This window comes from Streptomyces sp. SS7, from assembly GCF_037993025.1.
In the GTDB taxonomy this organism is placed as follows: Bacteria; Actinomycetota; Actinomycetes; order Streptomycetales; family Streptomycetaceae; genus Streptomyces.
Genome location: NZ_CP141223.1, coordinates 781,672 through 799,333, shown reverse-complemented (window position 1 = coordinate 799,333; position 17,662 = coordinate 781,672). Strand labels below are relative to the sequence as shown.

Annotated in this window: 14 protein-coding genes and 2 pseudogenes; 13 read left to right on the top strand and 3 right to left on the bottom strand. The window is 71.9% G+C overall.

Translation table 11 applies throughout. The features are described from left to right. The first annotated feature begins 16 nt into the window (after positions 1-16). The 7 genes and pseudogenes from trxA (at position 17) to U5640_RS03650 (ending at position 6,175) form a co-directional block, all read left to right on the top strand. Positions 17-340 carry a thioredoxin gene (gene trxA, locus U5640_RS03680; RefSeq protein WP_340374359.1) on the top strand — a complete coding sequence of 108 codons (324 nt, stop codon included), beginning with the start codon at positions 17-19 and terminating at the stop codon, positions 338-340. 63 nt (positions 341-403) lie between these two features. After that, positions 404-1,837 (top strand): FAD-dependent oxidoreductase, encoded by a 1,434-nt coding sequence (locus U5640_RS03675; protein WP_340374358.1) that lies wholly within the window; start codon positions 404-406, stop codon positions 1,835-1,837. A 98-nt stretch (positions 1,838-1,935) separates the two neighbouring features. Beyond that, positions 1,936-2,604 (top strand): helix-turn-helix domain-containing protein, encoded by a 669-nt coding sequence (locus U5640_RS03670; RefSeq protein ID WP_340374357.1) that lies wholly within the window; start codon positions 1,936-1,938, stop codon positions 2,602-2,604. After that, positions 2,597-3,259 carry an arsenate reductase ArsC gene (locus U5640_RS03665; protein ID WP_340374356.1) on the top strand — a complete coding sequence of 221 codons (663 nt, stop codon included), beginning with the start codon at positions 2,597-2,599 and terminating at the stop codon, positions 3,257-3,259. Before U5640_RS03670 ends, U5640_RS03665 begins: the two co-directional genes overlap by 8 nt. 73 nt (positions 3,260-3,332) lie before the next feature. Beyond that, positions 3,333-4,333 (top strand): annotated as a pseudogene (locus U5640_RS03660) (IS5 family transposase). Positions 4,334-4,493: 160 nt separating this feature from the next. After that, positions 4,494-5,060, top strand: a complete 567-nt coding sequence (locus U5640_RS03655; protein ID WP_340374355.1) for a DapH/DapD/GlmU-related protein — start codon at positions 4,494-4,496, stop codon at positions 5,058-5,060. Continuing rightward, entirely contained in the window at positions 5,057-6,175 is a 1,119-nt protein-coding gene (locus tag U5640_RS03650; protein WP_340374354.1) for a glycosyltransferase, read from the top strand. Before U5640_RS03655 ends, U5640_RS03650 begins: the two co-directional genes overlap by 4 nt. A gap of 43 nt (positions 6,176-6,218) precedes the next feature. Here U5640_RS03650 and U5640_RS03645 read toward each other — a convergent pair whose 3' ends face one another. Both U5640_RS03645 and U5640_RS03640 read right to left on the bottom strand, forming a co-directional pair. Further along, entirely contained in the window at positions 6,219-7,415 is a 1,197-nt protein-coding gene (locus tag U5640_RS03645; protein ID WP_340374353.1) for a glycosyltransferase family 4 protein, read from the bottom strand. Between the two features lie 31 nt (positions 7,416-7,446). Next, positions 7,447-8,427 (bottom strand): NAD-dependent epimerase/dehydratase family protein, encoded by a 981-nt coding sequence (locus U5640_RS03640; RefSeq protein WP_340374352.1) that lies wholly within the window; start codon positions 8,425-8,427, stop codon positions 7,447-7,449. Positions 8,428-8,614: 187 nt separating this feature from the next. Here U5640_RS03640 and U5640_RS03635 point away from each other — a divergent pair, with 187 nt between their 5' ends. From U5640_RS03635 to U5640_RS03615, 5 genes and pseudogenes are all read left to right on the top strand, one after another. After that, positions 8,615-10,087 carry a hypothetical protein gene (locus U5640_RS03635; RefSeq protein ID WP_340374351.1) on the top strand — a complete coding sequence of 491 codons (1,473 nt, stop codon included), beginning with the start codon at positions 8,615-8,617 and terminating at the stop codon, positions 10,085-10,087. Next, positions 10,084-11,667, top strand: coding sequence for a hypothetical protein (locus U5640_RS03630; protein ID WP_340374350.1), 1,584 nt, complete (start codon positions 10,084-10,086; stop codon positions 11,665-11,667). Before U5640_RS03635 ends, U5640_RS03630 begins: the two co-directional genes overlap by 4 nt. After that, positions 11,664-13,205, top strand: coding sequence for an oligosaccharide flippase family protein (locus U5640_RS03625; protein WP_340374349.1), 1,542 nt, complete (start codon positions 11,664-11,666; stop codon positions 13,203-13,205). The genes U5640_RS03630 and U5640_RS03625 overlap by 4 nt, the downstream gene beginning before the upstream one ends. 143 nt (positions 13,206-13,348) lie before the next feature. Then, complete coding sequence (locus tag U5640_RS03620; RefSeq protein WP_340374348.1) at positions 13,349-14,941, top strand: fibronectin type III domain-containing protein; 1,593 nt, start codon at positions 13,349-13,351, stop codon at positions 14,939-14,941. Beyond that, a pseudogene (locus tag U5640_RS03615) lies at positions 14,938-15,354 on the top strand (adenylyltransferase/cytidyltransferase family protein); the annotation flags it as partial. The gene U5640_RS03620 and the pseudogene U5640_RS03615, both read left to right, overlap by 4 nt. Before the next feature lie 21 nt (positions 15,355-15,375). On the opposite strand, the gene U5640_RS03610 reads toward U5640_RS03615, so the two are convergent. Continuing rightward, positions 15,376-16,077, bottom strand: a complete 702-nt coding sequence (locus U5640_RS03610; RefSeq protein ID WP_340374347.1) for a CDP-alcohol phosphatidyltransferase family protein — start codon at positions 16,075-16,077, stop codon at positions 15,376-15,378. Between the two features lie 82 nt (positions 16,078-16,159). Between U5640_RS03610 and U5640_RS03605 the strand changes: the two genes are divergently transcribed. Further along, positions 16,160-17,599 carry a glycosyl hydrolase family 28-related protein gene (locus U5640_RS03605; RefSeq protein ID WP_340374346.1) on the top strand — a complete coding sequence of 480 codons (1,440 nt, stop codon included), beginning with the start codon at positions 16,160-16,162 and terminating at the stop codon, positions 17,597-17,599. Positions 17,600-17,662: the final 63 nt, after the last annotated feature.

Below are 17,662 nucleotides of genomic sequence, written 5' to 3'. Positions count from 1 at the left end.
GCAAGAGAAGGTCCCCATGGCCCTCAAGAACGTCACCGACGACTCCTTCGAGCAGGACGTCCTCGCCAGCGACAAACCCGTCCTCGTCGACTTCTGGGCCGCCTGGTGCGGCCCTTGCCGCCAGCTCGCCCCGTCGCTGGAGGCGATCGCCGCCGAGCACGGCGACAAGATCGAGATCGTCAAGCTCAACATCGACGAGAACCCGGCCACCGCCGCCCGGTACGGCGTGATGTCCATCCCGACGATGAACGTCTACCAGGGCGGCGAGGTCGTGCAGACCATCGTGGGCGCCAAGCCGAAGGCTGCCCTCGAACGCGAACTCGCCGACCACCTCGCCTGACTCGCGACACCCGTGGGGGCGCCACCAGCGCCCCCACTTCGGATCTCCGACGGAGGTATCCCGGTGGCCAGCAAACGCATCGTCGCCGTCGGCGGCAGCGACGCCGGCATCAGCGCGGCCCTGCGCGCCCGCGAGCTGGATCCCCACAGCGAGGTCACCGTGGTGGTGGCCGACGCCTACCCGAACTTCTCCCTCTGCGGCATCCCGTACTACGTCTCCGGCGAGGTCGGCCACTGGAGCGACCTCGCCCACCGCACCCTGGCGGACCTGAAGGCCACCGGCATGCAGGTGCGCACCGACATCCTCGCCACCGGCATCGATGTGCCCGGCAAGCGGCTGGCCGTGCGCGACGCCGAGGGCCGTGCCGAGGAACTGCCGTACGACGCCCTGATCGTGGGCACTGGCGCGGTCAGCGCCCGCCCGCCCATCGAGGGCTTGAGCGGGCCGGACGCGCTCGGCCCGGCAGACGGCGTCCATCTCCTGCACAGCATGGGCGACACCTTCGGGATCATGCAGTCGATCGCCGCGCGCCGCCCGAAGTCGGCCGTCGTCATCGGCGCCGGCTACATCGGCCTGGAGATGGCCGAGGCCCTGACCACCCGCGGCCTCCAGGTCACCCAGATCGAGGCCTTGCCCGAGGTCCTGCTTACCGTCGACCCGGAACTCGGAGCCCTGGTCCACGCCGAACTCGACACCCACGGCGTCGAAGTCATCACCGGCACCCAGGTCTCCGCGATCACCCGCGCCGCGGGCGGCGACCTCCTTCACGTACGGGCCAGCGGCCCCGACGGCCGGACGTTCACCCGTGGCACGGATCTCGTCCTGGTCGTCGTCGGCGTACGCCCCGACACCGCGCTCGCCGCGACTGCCGGAGCCCGGCTCGGTGTGAAGGGCGCCATCGACGTCGACGAGTACATGCGTACCTCGCTGCCCGGCGTGTACGCGGCCGGCGACTGCGCCGTCACCCACCACCGCCTCCTCGGCAAGACCTGGCTGCCGCTTGGGACGACCGCCCACAAGCAGGGCCGGATCGCGGGCGAGAACGCTCTCGGCGGCGCCCGCTGGTTCGCCGGCAGCCTCGGCACCCAGGTGGTCAAGGTCTTCGACCTCGTCGCCGCCCGCACCGGCCTGCGCGACCACGAAGCCGCAGACGCCGGACGGGGCTGGACACCGGCCACCACCGCCAGCCGCCCCGACGACCATAAGGCGTACTACCCCGGCGCCACCCCGATCTCCATCCGAGTCACCGGCGACACCTCAAGCGGCCTCCTGCTCGGCGCCCAACTCGTCGGGAGACGCAGCGCGGAGGTCTCCAAGCGCGTGGACACGTACGCCGCCGCGCTCTTCCACGGCATGCCGGTCGACGGCCTCAGCGAGCTCGACCTCTCCTACACCCCACCCCTCGGCTCACCCTGGGACGCGGTCCAGGTCGCGGCACAGAGGTGGATGAACGAGCACCATCTCGACGTGCAGCGCCGCATGCTGGGCGTCTTCTGACGCCGGATCCTGCGGTCTGGCTCCCACGGGACCCTTGACGCCAGGGCATTAGCTCAACAAAAATTGAGTCAATGAATGCTGAGTGGTCTGCATCGGTGATGGCGCGAGCGCAACGGCACGCGGCACTGGGGGAACCCGCGCGCCTGGCGATCATCGACCGGCTGCTGCTGGGCGACGCCTCGCCCGGCGAACTCGGCCAGGAACTGGGCCTGCCAAGCAACCTCCTGGCCCACCACCTCAAGCTGCTCGAACAGGTCGGCCTGATCGAGCGGGCCCGCTCCGAAGGCGACCGCAGACGCACTTACCTGCGCCTACGCGTCGAAACCCTGGCCGACACCATGCCCACACCCCTGCGGACGGCACCCCGCGTGGTGTTCGTCTGCACCCACAACTCCGCCCGCTCCCACCTCGCCGCCGCTCTCTGGAGGCAGCACAGCACCGTGCCAACCGCCTCGGCGGGAACTGACCCCGCGCGGCGCGTCCACCCCCGCGCCGTCGCGGCCGCCCGCAAGCACGGCCTCTCCCTGGCCTCCGCCCGCACCTCCCACATCGACGAGACGCTGCGCCCGGACGATCTCGTGGTCGCCGTCTGCGACAACGCCCACGAACAGCTCGGCACCCGCATCCCCGACCGCCTGCACTGGTCGGTCCCCGACCCCACCCGCACCGGCACCGACGACGCCTTCGCCGACGCCCTGAGTGATCTCGCCGACCGGGTCGACCGGCTGGCTCCCGCCGTCCGTCCGCCTGGAGGCCGTGATGACTGAGACCGCGCCCGTCCCGCACCGCAACCTGAGCATCGACCAGCAACTCGCCCTGCGCACCGCCGCCACCCACCTGGCCCGCGAGTTCGACGGCGTCTTCGGCGAGGAGACCATCGAGCGGTTCCTGCACACCAGCTACGACCAGTTCGCCGGCCGCAGCACCATCCCCAACTTCCTCCCGCTCATCGCCGAACGCTTCGCCCGCCAGCGCCTGCGTGCCCTGGCCAAGGTCGAGGGCTACCACGTCGACGGCAAGCCCGTCGTGCTCTTCCTCTGCGTCCACAACGCCGGCCGCAGCCAGATGGCCATGGGCTTCTTCCAGCACCTCGCCGGTGACAACGCCGTGGCCTGGTCGGGCGGCTCCGAACCCGGCTTCGAGGTCAACCCGTCCGCCATCGCCGCGATGAGCGAGCGCGGCATCGACATCTCCCGCGAGTTCGCCAAACCCTGGACCGACGAGGTCGTCCGCGCCGCCGACGTCGTCGTCAGCATGGGCTGCGGCGACGCCTGCCCCGTCTTCCCCGGCAAGCGGTACCTCGACTGGACCCTCGACGACCCCGCGGGAAAGACCGTCGACGACGTCCGCCCTATCCGCGACGACATCGAGCGCCGCGTCCGCGGGCTCCTCGACGAACTCGGCGTCCCGGCACAGCACTAGGGAGCGTATTGGGTCGTGATCAATCTTCGGGTTCTGTCCGTGGGGCGGGGCCTGGACTGGTAGACCTTCTTGGATGACTCGCGTGCAACTGACGGATGCGGAGTGGGAGTTCATCGAGCCGTACCTGCCGATTGGCGAGTACGGCCCGTACCCCGAGCGGCTGCGGCAGCAGTTCGAGGGCGTGATCTGGCGGTTCAAGGCGGGCGGCCAGTGGCGGGAGATGCCGACAGAGTTCGGCGCCTGGTCGACCGTCCACAACCGTTTCCGGCAGTGGCGTGATGCCGGAGTCTTCGAGGCCCTGTTGGAGGGCCTGATCGCGGAAGCCGCGAAGCGCGGTGAGGTGGACCTGTCCCTGGTCAGCATCGACTCCACCACCGCCCGGGCCCACCACGACGCGGCCGGCATGCACCTGGAGGAGGAGGTCCTCATCGCTTTGGAGAAGGCTGCCGCCGAAGCGGAGAAGGCCAGGTCAAAGGGGGTGACTGCGACGAACAAACCGGGCAGGGGAACGAAAGCAACCCCGAGCGGGAAGAGCGACAGCGCATCCGGCGACGGCACAAACTCCGGCTGAAGGCCGCCCTCCTCGGACGCTCCCGGGGTGGGCAGACCAGCAAGATCCATGTCGCCGGCGACCGGAAGTGCCGCCCGCTGGCCTTCATCCTGACCGCGGGCCAGGCCGCCGACAGCCCGCAGTTCATCCCCGTGCTGGGGAAGGTGCGGGTGCGTGGGCCTGTCGGCCGCCCCCGCACCCGGCCGGGCGCAGTCGCCGGGGACAAGGCGTACTCGTCTCGCGGCAACCGCGCCCACCTGCGTAAACGCCGTATCAAGGCGGTCGTCCCGGAGAAGAGGGACCAGGCCGCCAACCGGAAGAAGAAGGGCTCCAGAGGCGGCCGACCCGTCAGCCACGACGCTGATCTCTACAAGGAGCGGAACACCGTCGAGCGGCTGATCAACAAGCTCAAGGCCTGGCGAGGCATCGCTACGCGGTACGACAAGACACCCGCCAGCTACCTCGCCGGCCTTCACCTCCGCGGCTCGATGATCTGGCTCAGAGAGCTCACCCGGACCACCTAATGATCACAACGCAATACGCTCCCTAGGCCCCTCCACGTCGCGGAGGGCGAAGCGGTCCCCGGGTTCCGGCCCGGGGACCGCTTCCGCCATCCGGGCAGCTCTGCCGCCAACACGCGGCCGGCACGGACCCTTCGCCCCCGCCGCCGGGAAGGATCGCGTCATGGTACAGACCACTTCCGTCGCGGACCCGGCGCTCCGGCCCGTCGTGGACCGCCGGCTGCGCGGCTTCACCGGAGCCGGATACGACAAGGGCCGCCCCGCGCTGGTGCAGGCCGCCTGGTACGCCGCCCAGCATCTGCTGTTCACCCAGTGGTGGTTCCCCGCCCGCTGGCGGCCGCCGCTGCTGCGCGCCTTCGGCGCCCGGATCGGCCGGCGGGTGCTGATCCGGCGTGGTGTGCGGATCCACTGGCCGTGGAAACTGGACGTCGGCGACGACGTCTGGATCGGCGAGGACGCCTGGATCCTCAACCTCGAACCGGTCATCATCGGCCACGACTGCTGTGTCTCGCAGAGCGCCCTGCTGTGCACCGGCAGCCACCGCCGCCGCAGTGCCACCTTCGAGTTCGACAACGGCCCCATCCGGCTGGAGCCGGGCAGCTGGGTCGCGGCCCGCGCGGTCGTGCTGCGCGGGGTCACCGTGGGCCGGGGCGCCGTGGTGGGCGCGGGCGCCGTCGCCCACCAGGACGTGCCGCGGGACGCGGTCCTGACCGCGGGAGGCCGGGCATGAGAATCGTCCACGTGGTCACCCTCGTCAGCGACGACGGGGCCTTCGGCGGTCCGACGAGCGTGGCGGCGGCGCAGCTCGAGGAGCTGGCCGCCCGCGGCCACGACGTCCGGCTGGTGTCGCTGTGGCGGGGCGCTGCGGCCGCCCCGGGGCGGGTCGGAGCCGTCCCGTTCGTCTCCCGCCCGGCCCGGCGGTTCGTACCGGGCCGGGGCTGTCTCGGACTCATGCACCCGCTGCTCCTGGCGGACCTGTGGCGCGAGACGGGCCGTGCCGACGCCGTGCACCTGCACGCCGGCCGCGACCTCGTCTCCCTCGCCGCGCTCGCGGTGGCCCGGCTGCGCGGCAAGGACTACGTCACCCAGACCCACGGCATGGTGGAGCCCCGCACCGCTGCCGTGGCGCGGGTCTTCGACCGGCTGTTCGTGCCCCTGCTGCGCGGCGCCCGCGCCTGTCTCGTGCTCACCGAGCGGGAGCGCCGCGAACTGACCGCCGTCCTGGGCCCGGACGGCCCGCCGCTGCTCGACCTGCCCAACGGGCTGCGCGTGTCCGACGCGGGCCGCGACGCCGCGGGGGTGCGCAGCGGCCACGAGGTGGTCTTCCTGGCCAGACTGCACCCGCGCAAACGCCCCGAGGCGTTCGTGGAGATGGCAGCCCTGGTCCACAAGGAGTCCGACGACGCCCGCTTCACGCTCTACGGCGCCGACGAGGGCTCGCTGCCCGCGGTGCGCCGGCTGATCGAGGACCGGGGGATCGGCGACGTCGTCTCCTACGGCGGTGCGCTCGACCACGCGGCGGCTCTGGCGGCCTACCGCAAGGCCGCGGTGTACGTTCTGCCCAGCGTGCGGGAGCCGTTCCCGATGACGGTCCTGGAGGCGCTCGCCGAGGGAACCCCGGTCGTGTGCACGGACAGTAACGGCATCGCGGCCGAACTGGCGCGCAGGGAAGCGGCGTTGGTCACCGACGGCAGCCCGCGGGCGCTGGCCGACGCGGTGGGCCGGCTGCTCGCCGACCCGGTGCTGCGCGACCGGCTCGCCGAGGCCGGCCGGCGGGCGATCGACGAGGTCTTCTCCATCCGCGCGGTGGTGGACCGGCTGGAGAAGCTGTACCGCAAGGGGTGACGCGAGCGGTTCGGCCGCCGCGTGCGGCCGAACCGCCGCCCGTTCAGCGCCGCCCGCGGCTCGCCGTACGCAGGATGTCCTCGAAGCGCGAGGCGCAGTCCTCCAGGGCGAACTCCCGCTCGGCCAGGGCCCGGCTCTCCTTGCCCAGGGACTCCGCGCGCGCCGGGTCGGACAGGATCTCCCGCGCCCAGGAGGCGGCCTCGTCGAGCGCGCTCTCCTCCGGCGGGAACACCGCCGATCCCGCCCGGTGCAGCAGTTGCGCCGCCAGGTTGGCGGCCGGCATCAGCCCGAGCACGGGACGTCCCGCGCACAGGTACGACAGGGTCTTCGACGGTACCGAGAACTCCCCGGCGTCCGCGCCCAGCACCACCACGAGGAGATCGCCCGAGCCCAGCACCTCGGGCAGCCGCCCGTAGGGCTGGAAGGGCAGCAGGGTCAGATCGACGCCCCGCTCGGCCGCCGCCCTGCGCAGCACCGGCACCGCGGGGCCGTCGTTGACGACGACCAGCCGCACCGGGGTGCCCCGCGCGCCCAGCCGCTCGGCGAGCCGCACCAGCAGCTCCGGATTGTGCTTCAGGCCGAGCGTGCCGGAGTACAGCACCGTCCGCACACCGTCCAGGCCGTGCTCGGCCGACCAGGCGTTGGCCCGGTCGACCGGCACGATCTCGTCCAGCGGCGCCCAGTTGGGGATGACGGTGACCTTGCCGGCCGTGCCCCACTCGCGGTGCACGCGCAGGAACGACTCGGCGATCACCACGACGGCCGCGGCCTGCCGCGCCGACCACTTCTCGCCGGCGCCGAAGACCTTCGCGGCGATGCCCATGGACCGGGCGACCTTCTCGGCGGCGAAGCTCTTCATCGCCACGGCGGTCACGTCCTGGTGCCACAGCACCCAGGGGACGCCCATCCGCCGCAGGACGCCCGCCGCGACCACCAGCACCGGGATCGGCATGTTCGACAGCAGCGCCACGTCGGGCTTCTCCCGCCGTACCTGCCGGGCCAGTTCGAGGCCCAGCAGGGTCTCCTGGCGCAGCCGGCGGACGTAGGCGTCCTTGCGCAGCGCGGTGCCGTCGCCGATGGTGACGAAGCGCAGTCCGGGGGTGTCCCCGGCGAGGTTGCCCTTGCCGGAGACGTAGGCCGTGCACGTCGAGTGGACGACGTCGTGACCGCGGCGCGCCAGTTCACGGCTGAGCTGGGCCTGGAAGGGGTGGCCGCTGTAGTCGTGGACGAGGATCCTCATGGGTTCACCGTCTCCTCTGCTCGCCCGCGGCTCACTGCTGGGAGCGCTTGACCTGGTCGTAGACCCAGGCGTAGGTCGTCTCCAGGCCGTCGAGCAGGGTCACCGACGGCTCCCAGCCGTGGATCTCCTGGATCAGGGTGTTGTCGGAGTTGCGGCCGCGCACGCCCTGCGGGGCGTCGAGGCGGTACGTGCGCTCGCAGCGGACACCGGCGATCTCCTCGACGAGATCGACGAGCTGGTTGATGGTGACCACCTCCGAGGAGCCGAGGTTGACCGGGATCCCGCTGTCGCCGTTCAGGATCATCTGGCTGCCGTGCACGCAGTCGTCGATGTACATGAACGAACGGGTCTGGAGTCCGTCGCCCCAGATCTCGATCCGGTGCTCGCCGCTGAGGACCGCCTCGGCCACCTTGCGGCAGACCGCGGCCGGCGCCTTCTCCCGGCCGCCGGTCCAGGTGCCGTGCGGGCCGTACACGTTGTGGTAGCGGGCCACACGGGTGACGAATCCGTAGTCCTCGGCGTAGTGCCGGCACATGCGCTCGGAGAACAGCTTCTCCCAGCCGTAGCCGTCCTCGGGCTGCGCCGGGTAGGCGTCTTCCTCCTTGAGGGCGGTGAGGGCCGGGTCGGTCTGCTTGCCGGCGGCGTACACGCAGGCGGAGGAGGAGTAGAAGTAGCGCTCGACGCCGGCCTCGTGGGCGGCCTGGAGCATGTGGGTGCTGGTGAGCACCGACATCATGCAGGCGGCCTTGTTGTTCTCGATGAAGCCCATGCCGCCCATGTCGGCGGCCAGCATGTACACCTGGCGCGCGCCCCGGACGCCCGCCCTGGCGCTGTCCAGGAGCGAGAGGTCGGCGACCACGTTCTCGGCGTCGGGGTGGACCTGGTACCAGTCCTGGCGCGGCTTGATGTCGACGGAGCGGACGGTCAGTCCCTGGGCGAGAAGGTCGCCCACCAGGTGACCGCCGATGAAGCCCCCGCCCCCGGCGACGACGACGTCTACCTGCTGGCTCATGCACAACTCCTCTGTCGATCGGGAGATCTGATGGCCGATAAGCTATGCAGACTTGTCATGATTTGGGGTAATTGGCACGCCGAGAATTTCGCGATTTCTGCGCGCCTGGGGTGATTAGCGCGATCTAAGCGCTATATATCCTTCAGTGATGTTTCAGCCTAAATATTCGCTCGACGGAGAGGCCGGGATGCAGGACGCTCGCGTCCGCAGTGTGGCTGCGGTCTCCCTCTGGGCCGTGGCACTGACGGTCCTGCTGCCGGGGCTGATCCTCCAGTCGCACGGTGCGCATCCGTCGGCCGCACTCGTCCTGCAAGGCGTCGTCGTGGTGCACAGCGGCGGCGCGCTCGCCCGGGTGCTCACCGCCTCCCGGGTACGCTTCGTCGCCCTCGGCTTCTGGGTCTTCGCGTACATCTGGCTGGGCCTGGCGGGCCTCGCGATGCTCGCCGCCGACGCGTACCCCTGGCCGTACCGGACCGACGAGACCACCGCGCTCGTGGCCGTGGCCCTGGTCGAACTCGGCCTCCTCGCCCACAGCGCCGGAGCGGCCCTCGCCGCCCGCCGGGAACGCGTCCGCGGGCACACCGCCCCGCCCGGGCGCCTGGAGCGCGTCCTCGCCCGCCGGGTCGCGCCCTGGCGCCTGCTCGCCCTGTGCGCGCTCGCCCTCGGCCTGGCCGTCGTGCTGATCGCCGGCCAACCCGGCCGACTGGGCGCGTACTTCACCAGCCGGCAGGCCATCACCGAGGCCGGCGGGGAGGACGCCTCGCTGCGCTCCCTGCTCAGCTGGTCGCTCTCGGTCCCCGCGTTCTGGGCCCTGCTCGGACTGCTGAGAGTGCCGTGCCGCCCCGGCGGCGACCGCTGGCTGCGTGCGGTGCGCTGGCTGCTGCTGCCGGTGCTGCTCGCCCTCAACGTGGTCGTCAACAACCCCATCAGCAAGCCGCGGTTCTGGGCCGGCATGGTCCTGCTGACCCTGCTGTTCGCGGTGCCCCGGCTGTGCCGGCCCCGGGCCTTCCGTGTCACCGCGGCCGCGATCCTCGCCGCACTGCTGTTCGTCTTCCCCTACAGCGACTACTTCCGCTACAGCGACCGCGAGACCCTGACCGTCGCCTCCCTCGCCGACCAGTTCACCTCCAACGGCGACTACGACGCCTTCCAGCAGATGCAGACCGGTGTCGACTACGCCCACGACCACGGGTTCTCCCCGCAGAACGTCCTCGGCCCGCCGCTGTTCATGGTGCCGCGCGCGCTGTGGCCGGAGAAACCCGAGGACACCGGCATCTCCCTGGCCGAGTACGCCGGGTACGAGTTCCACAACCTCTCCGCGCCCCTGTGGATCGAGAGCTACCTGTGGGCCGGCCCCCCGGCGGTGATCCTGGTCTTCCTCCTGCTCGGCGCGTTCGGCCGGCGCGTGGACGACATCCGCCACCGGCTGCGCGAGAGCCCCGGCGCCCTCGCCGCCCTGCTCGTCCCCGCGTTCGCCTTCTACCAGATGGTCTTCCTGCGCGGCAGCCTGCTCGCCATCGCGGGTCCGCTGACCCTGCTGGTGGCCGTGCCGCTGCTCATCACCACCCCCGTCGCCCGGGCATCCCGGTTCCGCTCTTCGGCGATGCCGGCCGCAACCACCCGTCACGCATCGATCCCCGGAACAGGAGGGCACCCGTGACCGGCCCCATCCATCTCGACGACCGGTACGACGAGCCGGACCAACTACGCGACCAACTGCGCCGCATCCTTCGCCACCGCGCCCTGATCGCGCTGGGCCTGGTCCTGGGACTCCTCGGCGGGCTGGCGCTGGCCGAGTACCGCGCGCACACCTACACCGCCACCGGTGAGGTCCTGGTGCGCTCCACCGCCGACCCGTTCGGCGCGGTCGGGGTCTCCGCCGACAACCAGGTCAGCATGACCACCGAGCAGCAGATCGCCACCAGCGCCGAGGTCGCCCGCCGGGTCGCCCGCGCGCTGCGCCTGCCCGAGAGCCAGGCAGGCGGCCTCGCCTCCCGGCTGCGCGTCACCAACCCGATGAAGTCCCGGGTGCTGCGCTTCGAGTTCACCGCCGGCAACCCCCAGCGCGCGGCCCAGGGCGCCAACGCCTTCGCCGAGGCCTACCTCACCGACCGCAAGAGCCGCAACGACGCCGCCGTCCGGCGCGCCACCGACGCCCTCGGCCAGCAGATCCGGGTGCTCAACCAGGATCTGGCCGAGGAGAAGCTGGAGCAGAAGGACGCCAAGACCGCCGCGCAGAGCCAGCTCTACACCCTCCAGAAGCGCGTCCTGGACATCAAGTCCCGGGACACCGACGCCGGTGACGTCGTCCGCCGGGCCACCGCCCCCCACCTGCCGGTCGGCCCCGGCCTGCGCGTCCTGCTCGCCCTCGGCCTGGTGTGCGGCCTGCTGCTCGGCCTGGTGCTGGCCTGGCTGCGCTCCGCCCTGGACTCCAGGATCCGCTCGGTCGGCGAATTGCGCGGTGCCCTGCACACCCCGGTGCTCGGCATCCTGCCCGACGACGACGAGGACGGGCACGGCGAACTGCTGAAGGTCGGCCGCACCGGCGGCGCCCGCGCTGAGGCGTTCCGCGCCCTGGCCTTCCGACTGCGCAAGACGGACGGCCCCGCGGGCCCCGGCCAGGTGCTCGTCGTCGCCCCGCGCGACGCCGAGGCCGCCGAGGAGGTCGCCGCCAACCTGGCCGCCGCGCTCGCCGAGTACGGCGGCGAGGTCCTGCTGGTCGACGCCGACTCCGACGTCTCCGGGCTCTCGGACCGGCTGCCGCTGATGCCGTACGAGGCGCCCACCCTGGAGGAGGCGTTCCTGCCCAGCGGGAGCGTCCTCGTCGAGGCCGAGGTCTCCGGGCGGCTCGCCTTCCGCTCCGGCGGCGGCATCGGCGCGCACACCCGCTCGAGCCTGTCGACCGAGGCCCACCGGCTGCGGGCGGGCGTCGAGTCCACCACCGTCGTCGTGACGGGACCGTTCCTCACGCACGCCGACGCGCTCGCCGTGGCCCAGCGCGTCGACGGCGTCGTGCTGGTCGTCGGCCTCGGTACCACCCGCCAGGACGACCTGCGCCAGGTGCAGGAACTGGTCGACTGCTCCGGCGGACGCCTCCTCGGCACGGTCCTCGACGCCGCCCGGCCCCGCCGGCGCCTGCGGCTGCCGCGCCGCCGCCCGAAGTACCGTCCGGCGTCGCACCCCGCCGCGCCGATGGAACTTCCCGCCCAGGACGGCACCTTCTCCGTCTCCCGGCGGTGATCGCCGCCCACACGGCCGCTCCCACCCGCGCCGGGGCCCAGGCCCCGCGCGCGGTGGCGGCGGTCGCCCGGGGCGGCTGGTGGGGGATGGCGGGCTCGGTCGCCAACGCCGTCTTCTCCTTCCTGCTGGTCGGCCTGTTCACCCGTGCCGTCGGCGCGGACGGCTCGGGCGTGGTCTTCACGGGCGTCGCCCTGTTCACCATCCTCAGCAACACCTGCAAGCTCGGCGCCGACGCCGGGCTGATCCGTTTCGTCCCCCGGGACCTCGCCCTCGACGACGGCCGCTCGGTGCCCGCGCTGCTGCGCATGGCCCTCCTGCCCGCGGCCGTCGTCTCCGTCCTGGCCGCCGCGCCCCTGCTGCTGTCGTCCACCGCGGCCCGGCTCCTGCTGCCCCAACTGCCCCCCGCGGACGCCGTCTCACTGGTCCGGCTCTTCGGCGTCTTCCTGCCGGTCGCCACCGTGGGCATGGTCCTGCTCGGCGCCACCCGGGCCTACGGCACGGTCGTCCCGTTCGTCGCCGTCGAGCAGATCGGCAAGCCTGTGCTGCGGCTGCTGATCGCCCTCCCCGTCGCCTTCCTGCTGCCCGGCCTGACCGCGCTGGCCTCGGCCTGGCTGCTGCCGACGCTGGCCGGTGCGGTGGCCGCCTGGTTCACCCTGCGCCGCTGCCGGGCCGGCCGGGGGCCGACAGCCCCGCCCGCAGGCGGGACCGTGTCCTGGCGGACGTTCTGGGGCTTCGCCGCGCCGCGCGCGGTCTCCTCCGTCTTCGACATCAGCGCCGTGTGGGTCGGCGTCCTCCTGCTGTCGGCCATGGCCACCGCGGGGGAGGCCGGCGTCTACACCGCGATCGGCCGCGTGGTCACCGCGGGCACGCTCCTCCAACTCGCCGTACGGCTCGCCGTGGCGCCGGAGGTCAGCCGGCTGCTCGCCCTCGGCGAGGAGCCCGAGGCGCACTCCCTGCACCGCGTGTCGACCTGCTGGATCGTGCTGTTCTCCTGGCCGCTGTTCGCCCTCCTCGCGGCCTTCCCCGGGACCTTCCTGTCCGCCTTCGGGCCGGAGTTCGTCCGCGGCGCCCCCGCCCTGGTCGTGCTGTGCGCGGCCTCCGTGGTCAACGTCGCCGTCGGCAACGCCCAGACCGTGCTGCTGATGGCCGGCCGCAGCTCCTGGCATCTGGCCGTCACCGCCCTCGCGTTCACGGTCCAGCTGACCGTCGGCGTGCTCGCCGTCCCGGCCTGGGGCGTGCTCGGCGCCGCCGTGTCCTGGGGCGCGGCCATCGTGGTGGAGAACCTCGCCGCGGCCGTGCTGATCCGCCGGCGCCTGGGCTTCCCCACCGTCGACCGCGGCTATGTCAGGGCCCTCGGCGTCTCCCTGACCGTCTGTGTGGTCCTGGGAGCCGCCCGTACGAGGGAAGGTGACACTCCATCAGGACTCGCCGTCGGGATGGCTTTGGGGATGTGTGTATTTGCTATTAGTTTGTGGCGATATCGGACGTCGCTGAGAGTGAACGAGCTCGCCGGAGTGTTGCGCCGCCGCGCCGCATGAGGCCGGCCCCGGCCGCACCGCTGCGGCCCACTCGGTGGGCGTCTTCCGACTCCGTACCACTCCCACCACTGCCACCCGGGGTTCCCTTGCACCTGAGAAAGCTCCGCTCGAAGCCGGTCACCAGGGTTGCCGTCACCGCCCTCGTGTGTTCCGCAGCCCTGCTCGACGCCTCCCTCGCCGCGGCCGCCGACAGCGGTCCGAAGACGTTCTCCGCCGATGCGCTGCCGACCTGGCAGACCGAGGGCATCGCGTGGTCGATGGCCGCCGCGAACGGCGTCGTCTACGTCGGAGGATCCTTCGAGGCGGTCCGACCGCCGGGTGCGGCGCCGGGCCGGAAGCTGGTGGCCCGCCGCAACTTCGCCGCGTTCGACGCCGTGACCGGCAAACTCCTGCCCTGCGCCCCGTCCTTCACGGGGTACCACCACACCGTACGGGCCATGAAGGCCTCCGCGGACGGCCGGGTGCTGTACGTCGGCGGGTCCTTCGACACCGTCGGCTCGGAGAAGGCGGCCAACGTGGTCGCGCTCAACACCGCCGACTGCTCGGTGCGCAAGGAGTTCAGGCCCACCGTGTCCTCGACCGTGCGGGCCGTCGAGCCCACGGACCGCGCGATCTACCTCGGCGGTGACTTCGGCCGGGTCTCCGGCGAGACCAGGAGCCGTATCGCCGCCCTCACGCCCAAGGGTGCGCTGCTGCCCTTCAAGGCCGAACTCGACCAGCCGGTGCGCGCCCTGTCGGCAGCTCTCTCGCAGGGGCGCCTCTTCGTGGGCGGCGACTTCGAGAGGGTCAACGGACAGTCGGCCCGCTCCCTGGTCACCCTGAACCCGGTCACCGGCGCCACCGTGCTGGCCTACCCCGGCTGGTTCCCGAGCCAGTCGTCGGTGAAGACGATCGCCCAGGACGACTCCCGCTTCTTCGTGGGCGCGGAGGGCCACGGCCCGGGCATCTACGACGGCCGGATCGCGGGCCGGACCGCCACCGGCATCATGGTGTGGAACGACACCTGCCGCGGCGCCACCCAGTCCGTGCTGCCCTACAACGGCGTGCTCTACAGCGCCTCGCACGCCCACGACTGCAACGAGACGCCCGGCGGCTTCCCCGACCGGGGCGACCGCCAGCACTTCCTGGCCCAGCGGGTCGACGACCGCAGGATCCTGCACTGGTTCCCCGACACCAACGGCGGCCTCGGCGAGCAGGTCGGCCCCCGCGTCCTGGTGGCGTCACGCGGCTTCCTGTGGGCGGGCGGCGAGTTCACCGAGGTCAACGAGACGCCCCAGCAGGGCCTCACCCGCTTCGGCGACAAGGACACCGGCGCTCCGGAGGAGCCCCCCACGCTGTCCCTGTCGGCGGCCGAGCCCGGCAAGGTCACCCTCGCCTGGCGGGCCGCCTGGGACCGTGACGACGCCGTCCTGACGTACCGGATCTACCGCGACGGCAAGCTGGTCACGCGCCAGGCCAAGTCCTCCGCGTTCTGGGACCGCCCGCGGATGACCTGGACGGACTCCGTGCCGGCGGGCTCCCGCCACCAGTACGCCATCGAGGTCACGGACGGCACCAACGCCGCGGCCAGATCCCGTTCCCTGACCGTGAACGTGCCGAAGAAGCCGGCGCGGCAGACCACGGCGGCGCCGAAGCAGACGGCCCAGGGCGGCGCCCGGCCCGGGCAGTCCGGCCAGACGGGCGAGGCGGCCGAGTCCGGCCTGACGGCCCCCCGAGGAAAGGGTGAGGCGCGATGACCCGGATCGGGTTCGCCCCCGGCGTCTACGACCTGTTCCACATCGGCCATCTCAACATCCTGCGCGAGGCCCGGCGCCACTGCGACCGGCTCGTCGCGGGGGTGAGCTCCGACGAGATGACGGCACGGCTGAAGGGCAAGGTCCCGGTCGTGCCGCTCGCCGAACGGCTCGACATCGTCCGCAGTGTGAAGTACGTCGACGACGCCATCGTGGAGACGGAGGACGACAAGCTCAACACCTGGAAGCGCGTCGGCTTCCACGTCATCTTCAAGGGCGACGACTGGCGCGGCACCCCCAAGTGGCTCGAGTACGAGCGGCGGTTCGGGGAGGTCGGGGTGGAGGTCGTCTACTTCCCCTACACCATGCACACCTCCAGCACCCTGCTGCGCAGCGCCCTGAGGATGCTGGCCGCCCACGAACCGCCGTCGATCCCCTCAGCGCAGCTCCCGGAACCACTTCACCAGGAAGGCGGCCATGAACAGGACGTGTGCCAGCAGCAGCGTGGAGTACACCGCAAGGAAGACGTCCTGACTGCCCAGGAATAGGAAGGCCAGACAGGTCAGGCCGTAGTCGACGGGCAGCAGCAGGACGGCCCTGAAGGCCGGGGGCGCATCGGGCGGAACCTCGCCCGGTGCCCGCCGCTTCAGCTTCTCCGTCAGGATGCCGGCGAAGAAGATCACCACGGCCGCGAGCTGGAAGACCATCGGCGCCAGCAGCCAGAGCGGGCTCGGCAGGGCGAAGAACCGGTAGAACGACACCAGCACCACCAGGTGCAGGGCGAGGATCTTGACGCAGTCCAGGACATGGTCGAGCCATTCGCCCGACGGACTCCCCGACCGCTGTCCCCGCGCCAGCTGACCGTCCGCGGAGTCCAGGAAGAACCCCATGGCCAGGGCCGCGCCCACACCCGCCGCCATCGGCGGCGTGGGCGGCAGCAGTGCCACGGCGGCCAGTGCCGGGAAGGTGAACAGGGCGCCCAGGACGGTCAGTTGATTGGGCGTGGCCCCCGCCTGATAGGCCAGTGCGGCCAGCACCCGCCCGGCCGGGCGATTGACGAACCGGGTGTAGAGCGAGACCCCCTTCGCGGGTTTCTGGGCCGCCGACAGATGCCGGAGAACCTCAACGAACTCAGCCATATCCCTCCTTATGTGTGTGAATCTCAAGTCAATGAAACAAATCGCTTGAAAGAAGGCAATTATGGCAGAGCGGGGAGGCGGGATGTCCCGTGTGAGCCGTCGGCAGCTCCTGCGTGGCGGGGTGACGGTGCTGGGCGCGACCGTCCTCACCGGCCACAGCGCGTCCGCCGCGTCGGGACCGGGAAGCGGCCCCGGCGCTCCGGTCGGCCCCGCCGGCGCGGTGCGGGCGCCGGGCTCCGCCGGTCTGCTGTCCCGGGTGATCAACGTCCGCGACCTCGGCGCGGTGGGCGACGGAAGCGCCGACGACACCGCCGCGTTCGAGTACGCCTACGCCCTCGCCGCCGCCCGCGTCTCCCGGGGCATCGGCCGCACCGTGATCGAGATCCCGCCCGGCGAGTTCCTCATCACCCGCCCGAACGCCCTGCTGAACGGGGTCGCGCCGCTGCGTCCCGCCAACGGGCTGCGTTTCTCCGGCGCCGGCAAGCGCATGACCACCCTGGTCTTCCGCCCGTCGGCCGGCGCAGGCTCCTTCCTGTGCCGCAACGAGGACATCTGGGCCAACCTGTCCTTCGAGCGCATCCAGTTCCGCTCGGCGACGCCGGGCGCCTCCTTCTTCAGCTCCTACTCCACCGGCCAGGCGCAGGACTACCGGTTCTCGGAGTGCGAGTGGATGGGGGAGTGGGAGTACGGCATCTGCCTGGACGGCACCGACACCAACTCCGAGATGCGCTGGGAGGCGTGCCGGGTCGGCGGCGCCTACCGCAGGGCCTTCCTCTACTCGGGCCTCACCGGCCGGGGCCAGCAGCCCAACGACCAGGACCAGTTCCTCAACTACTGGTTCACCGACATGAAGGTCGAGTACGACTGGGGCAACTTCCTGGAATTCCCCTACGGGGGCTCCATCGCCTGCCGGGGCGGCTCGTACATCATCACGGGCACCCGGCCGCCGAGCCAGGAATACGGCACCACGAGCACCTTCTTCCGGTTCCCCGTCGCCCAGCACCACGACTCGGTGCAGCGCTTCCACGCCCAGGACATCCGGTTCGAGGTGCGCAACCCCGACGCGCGGGTCATCGACTGCGTGTGGAAGAGCGGCACGGTCCACTTCAGCGACTGCGACGACACCGGCCTGGCCTTCAAGGACTTCGCGCCCGAAGTGCGGCCGCACCGCTATGTCGTGGGGCCGCGCGGACCGCTGATCCGGTACGACTCCTGCCAGTTGGTGGGCCGTCACGAGTACCGCACGGACGGCGCGCGCGACTCCCTGCCGACGGTCGCCCGCTACGACATGTGTCTGCTGCGCAGCCATGCGCAGGAGGAGTTCGCGGTCACCGACGGCACCGCGAAGCCCGACTTCGTCAGCTTCGTCGACTGCCTGGCCGACGCCGCCGCCGACACCACCGCCTCGTCGTCGGCTTCGTCGGCCCCGGTGACCCCGGTGGCCCCCGGGACGGCGTCCGCCGGTCCGGGCGGCACCACGAGCCCGGCGACGGCCCCGGCGCAGACGCCTCCGCCCGCGTAACGGAGTGCCGACATCATCCTGACCCTCGCCGGCGACCGCGGCTGAAGCGCGCGCTAGGGTGCC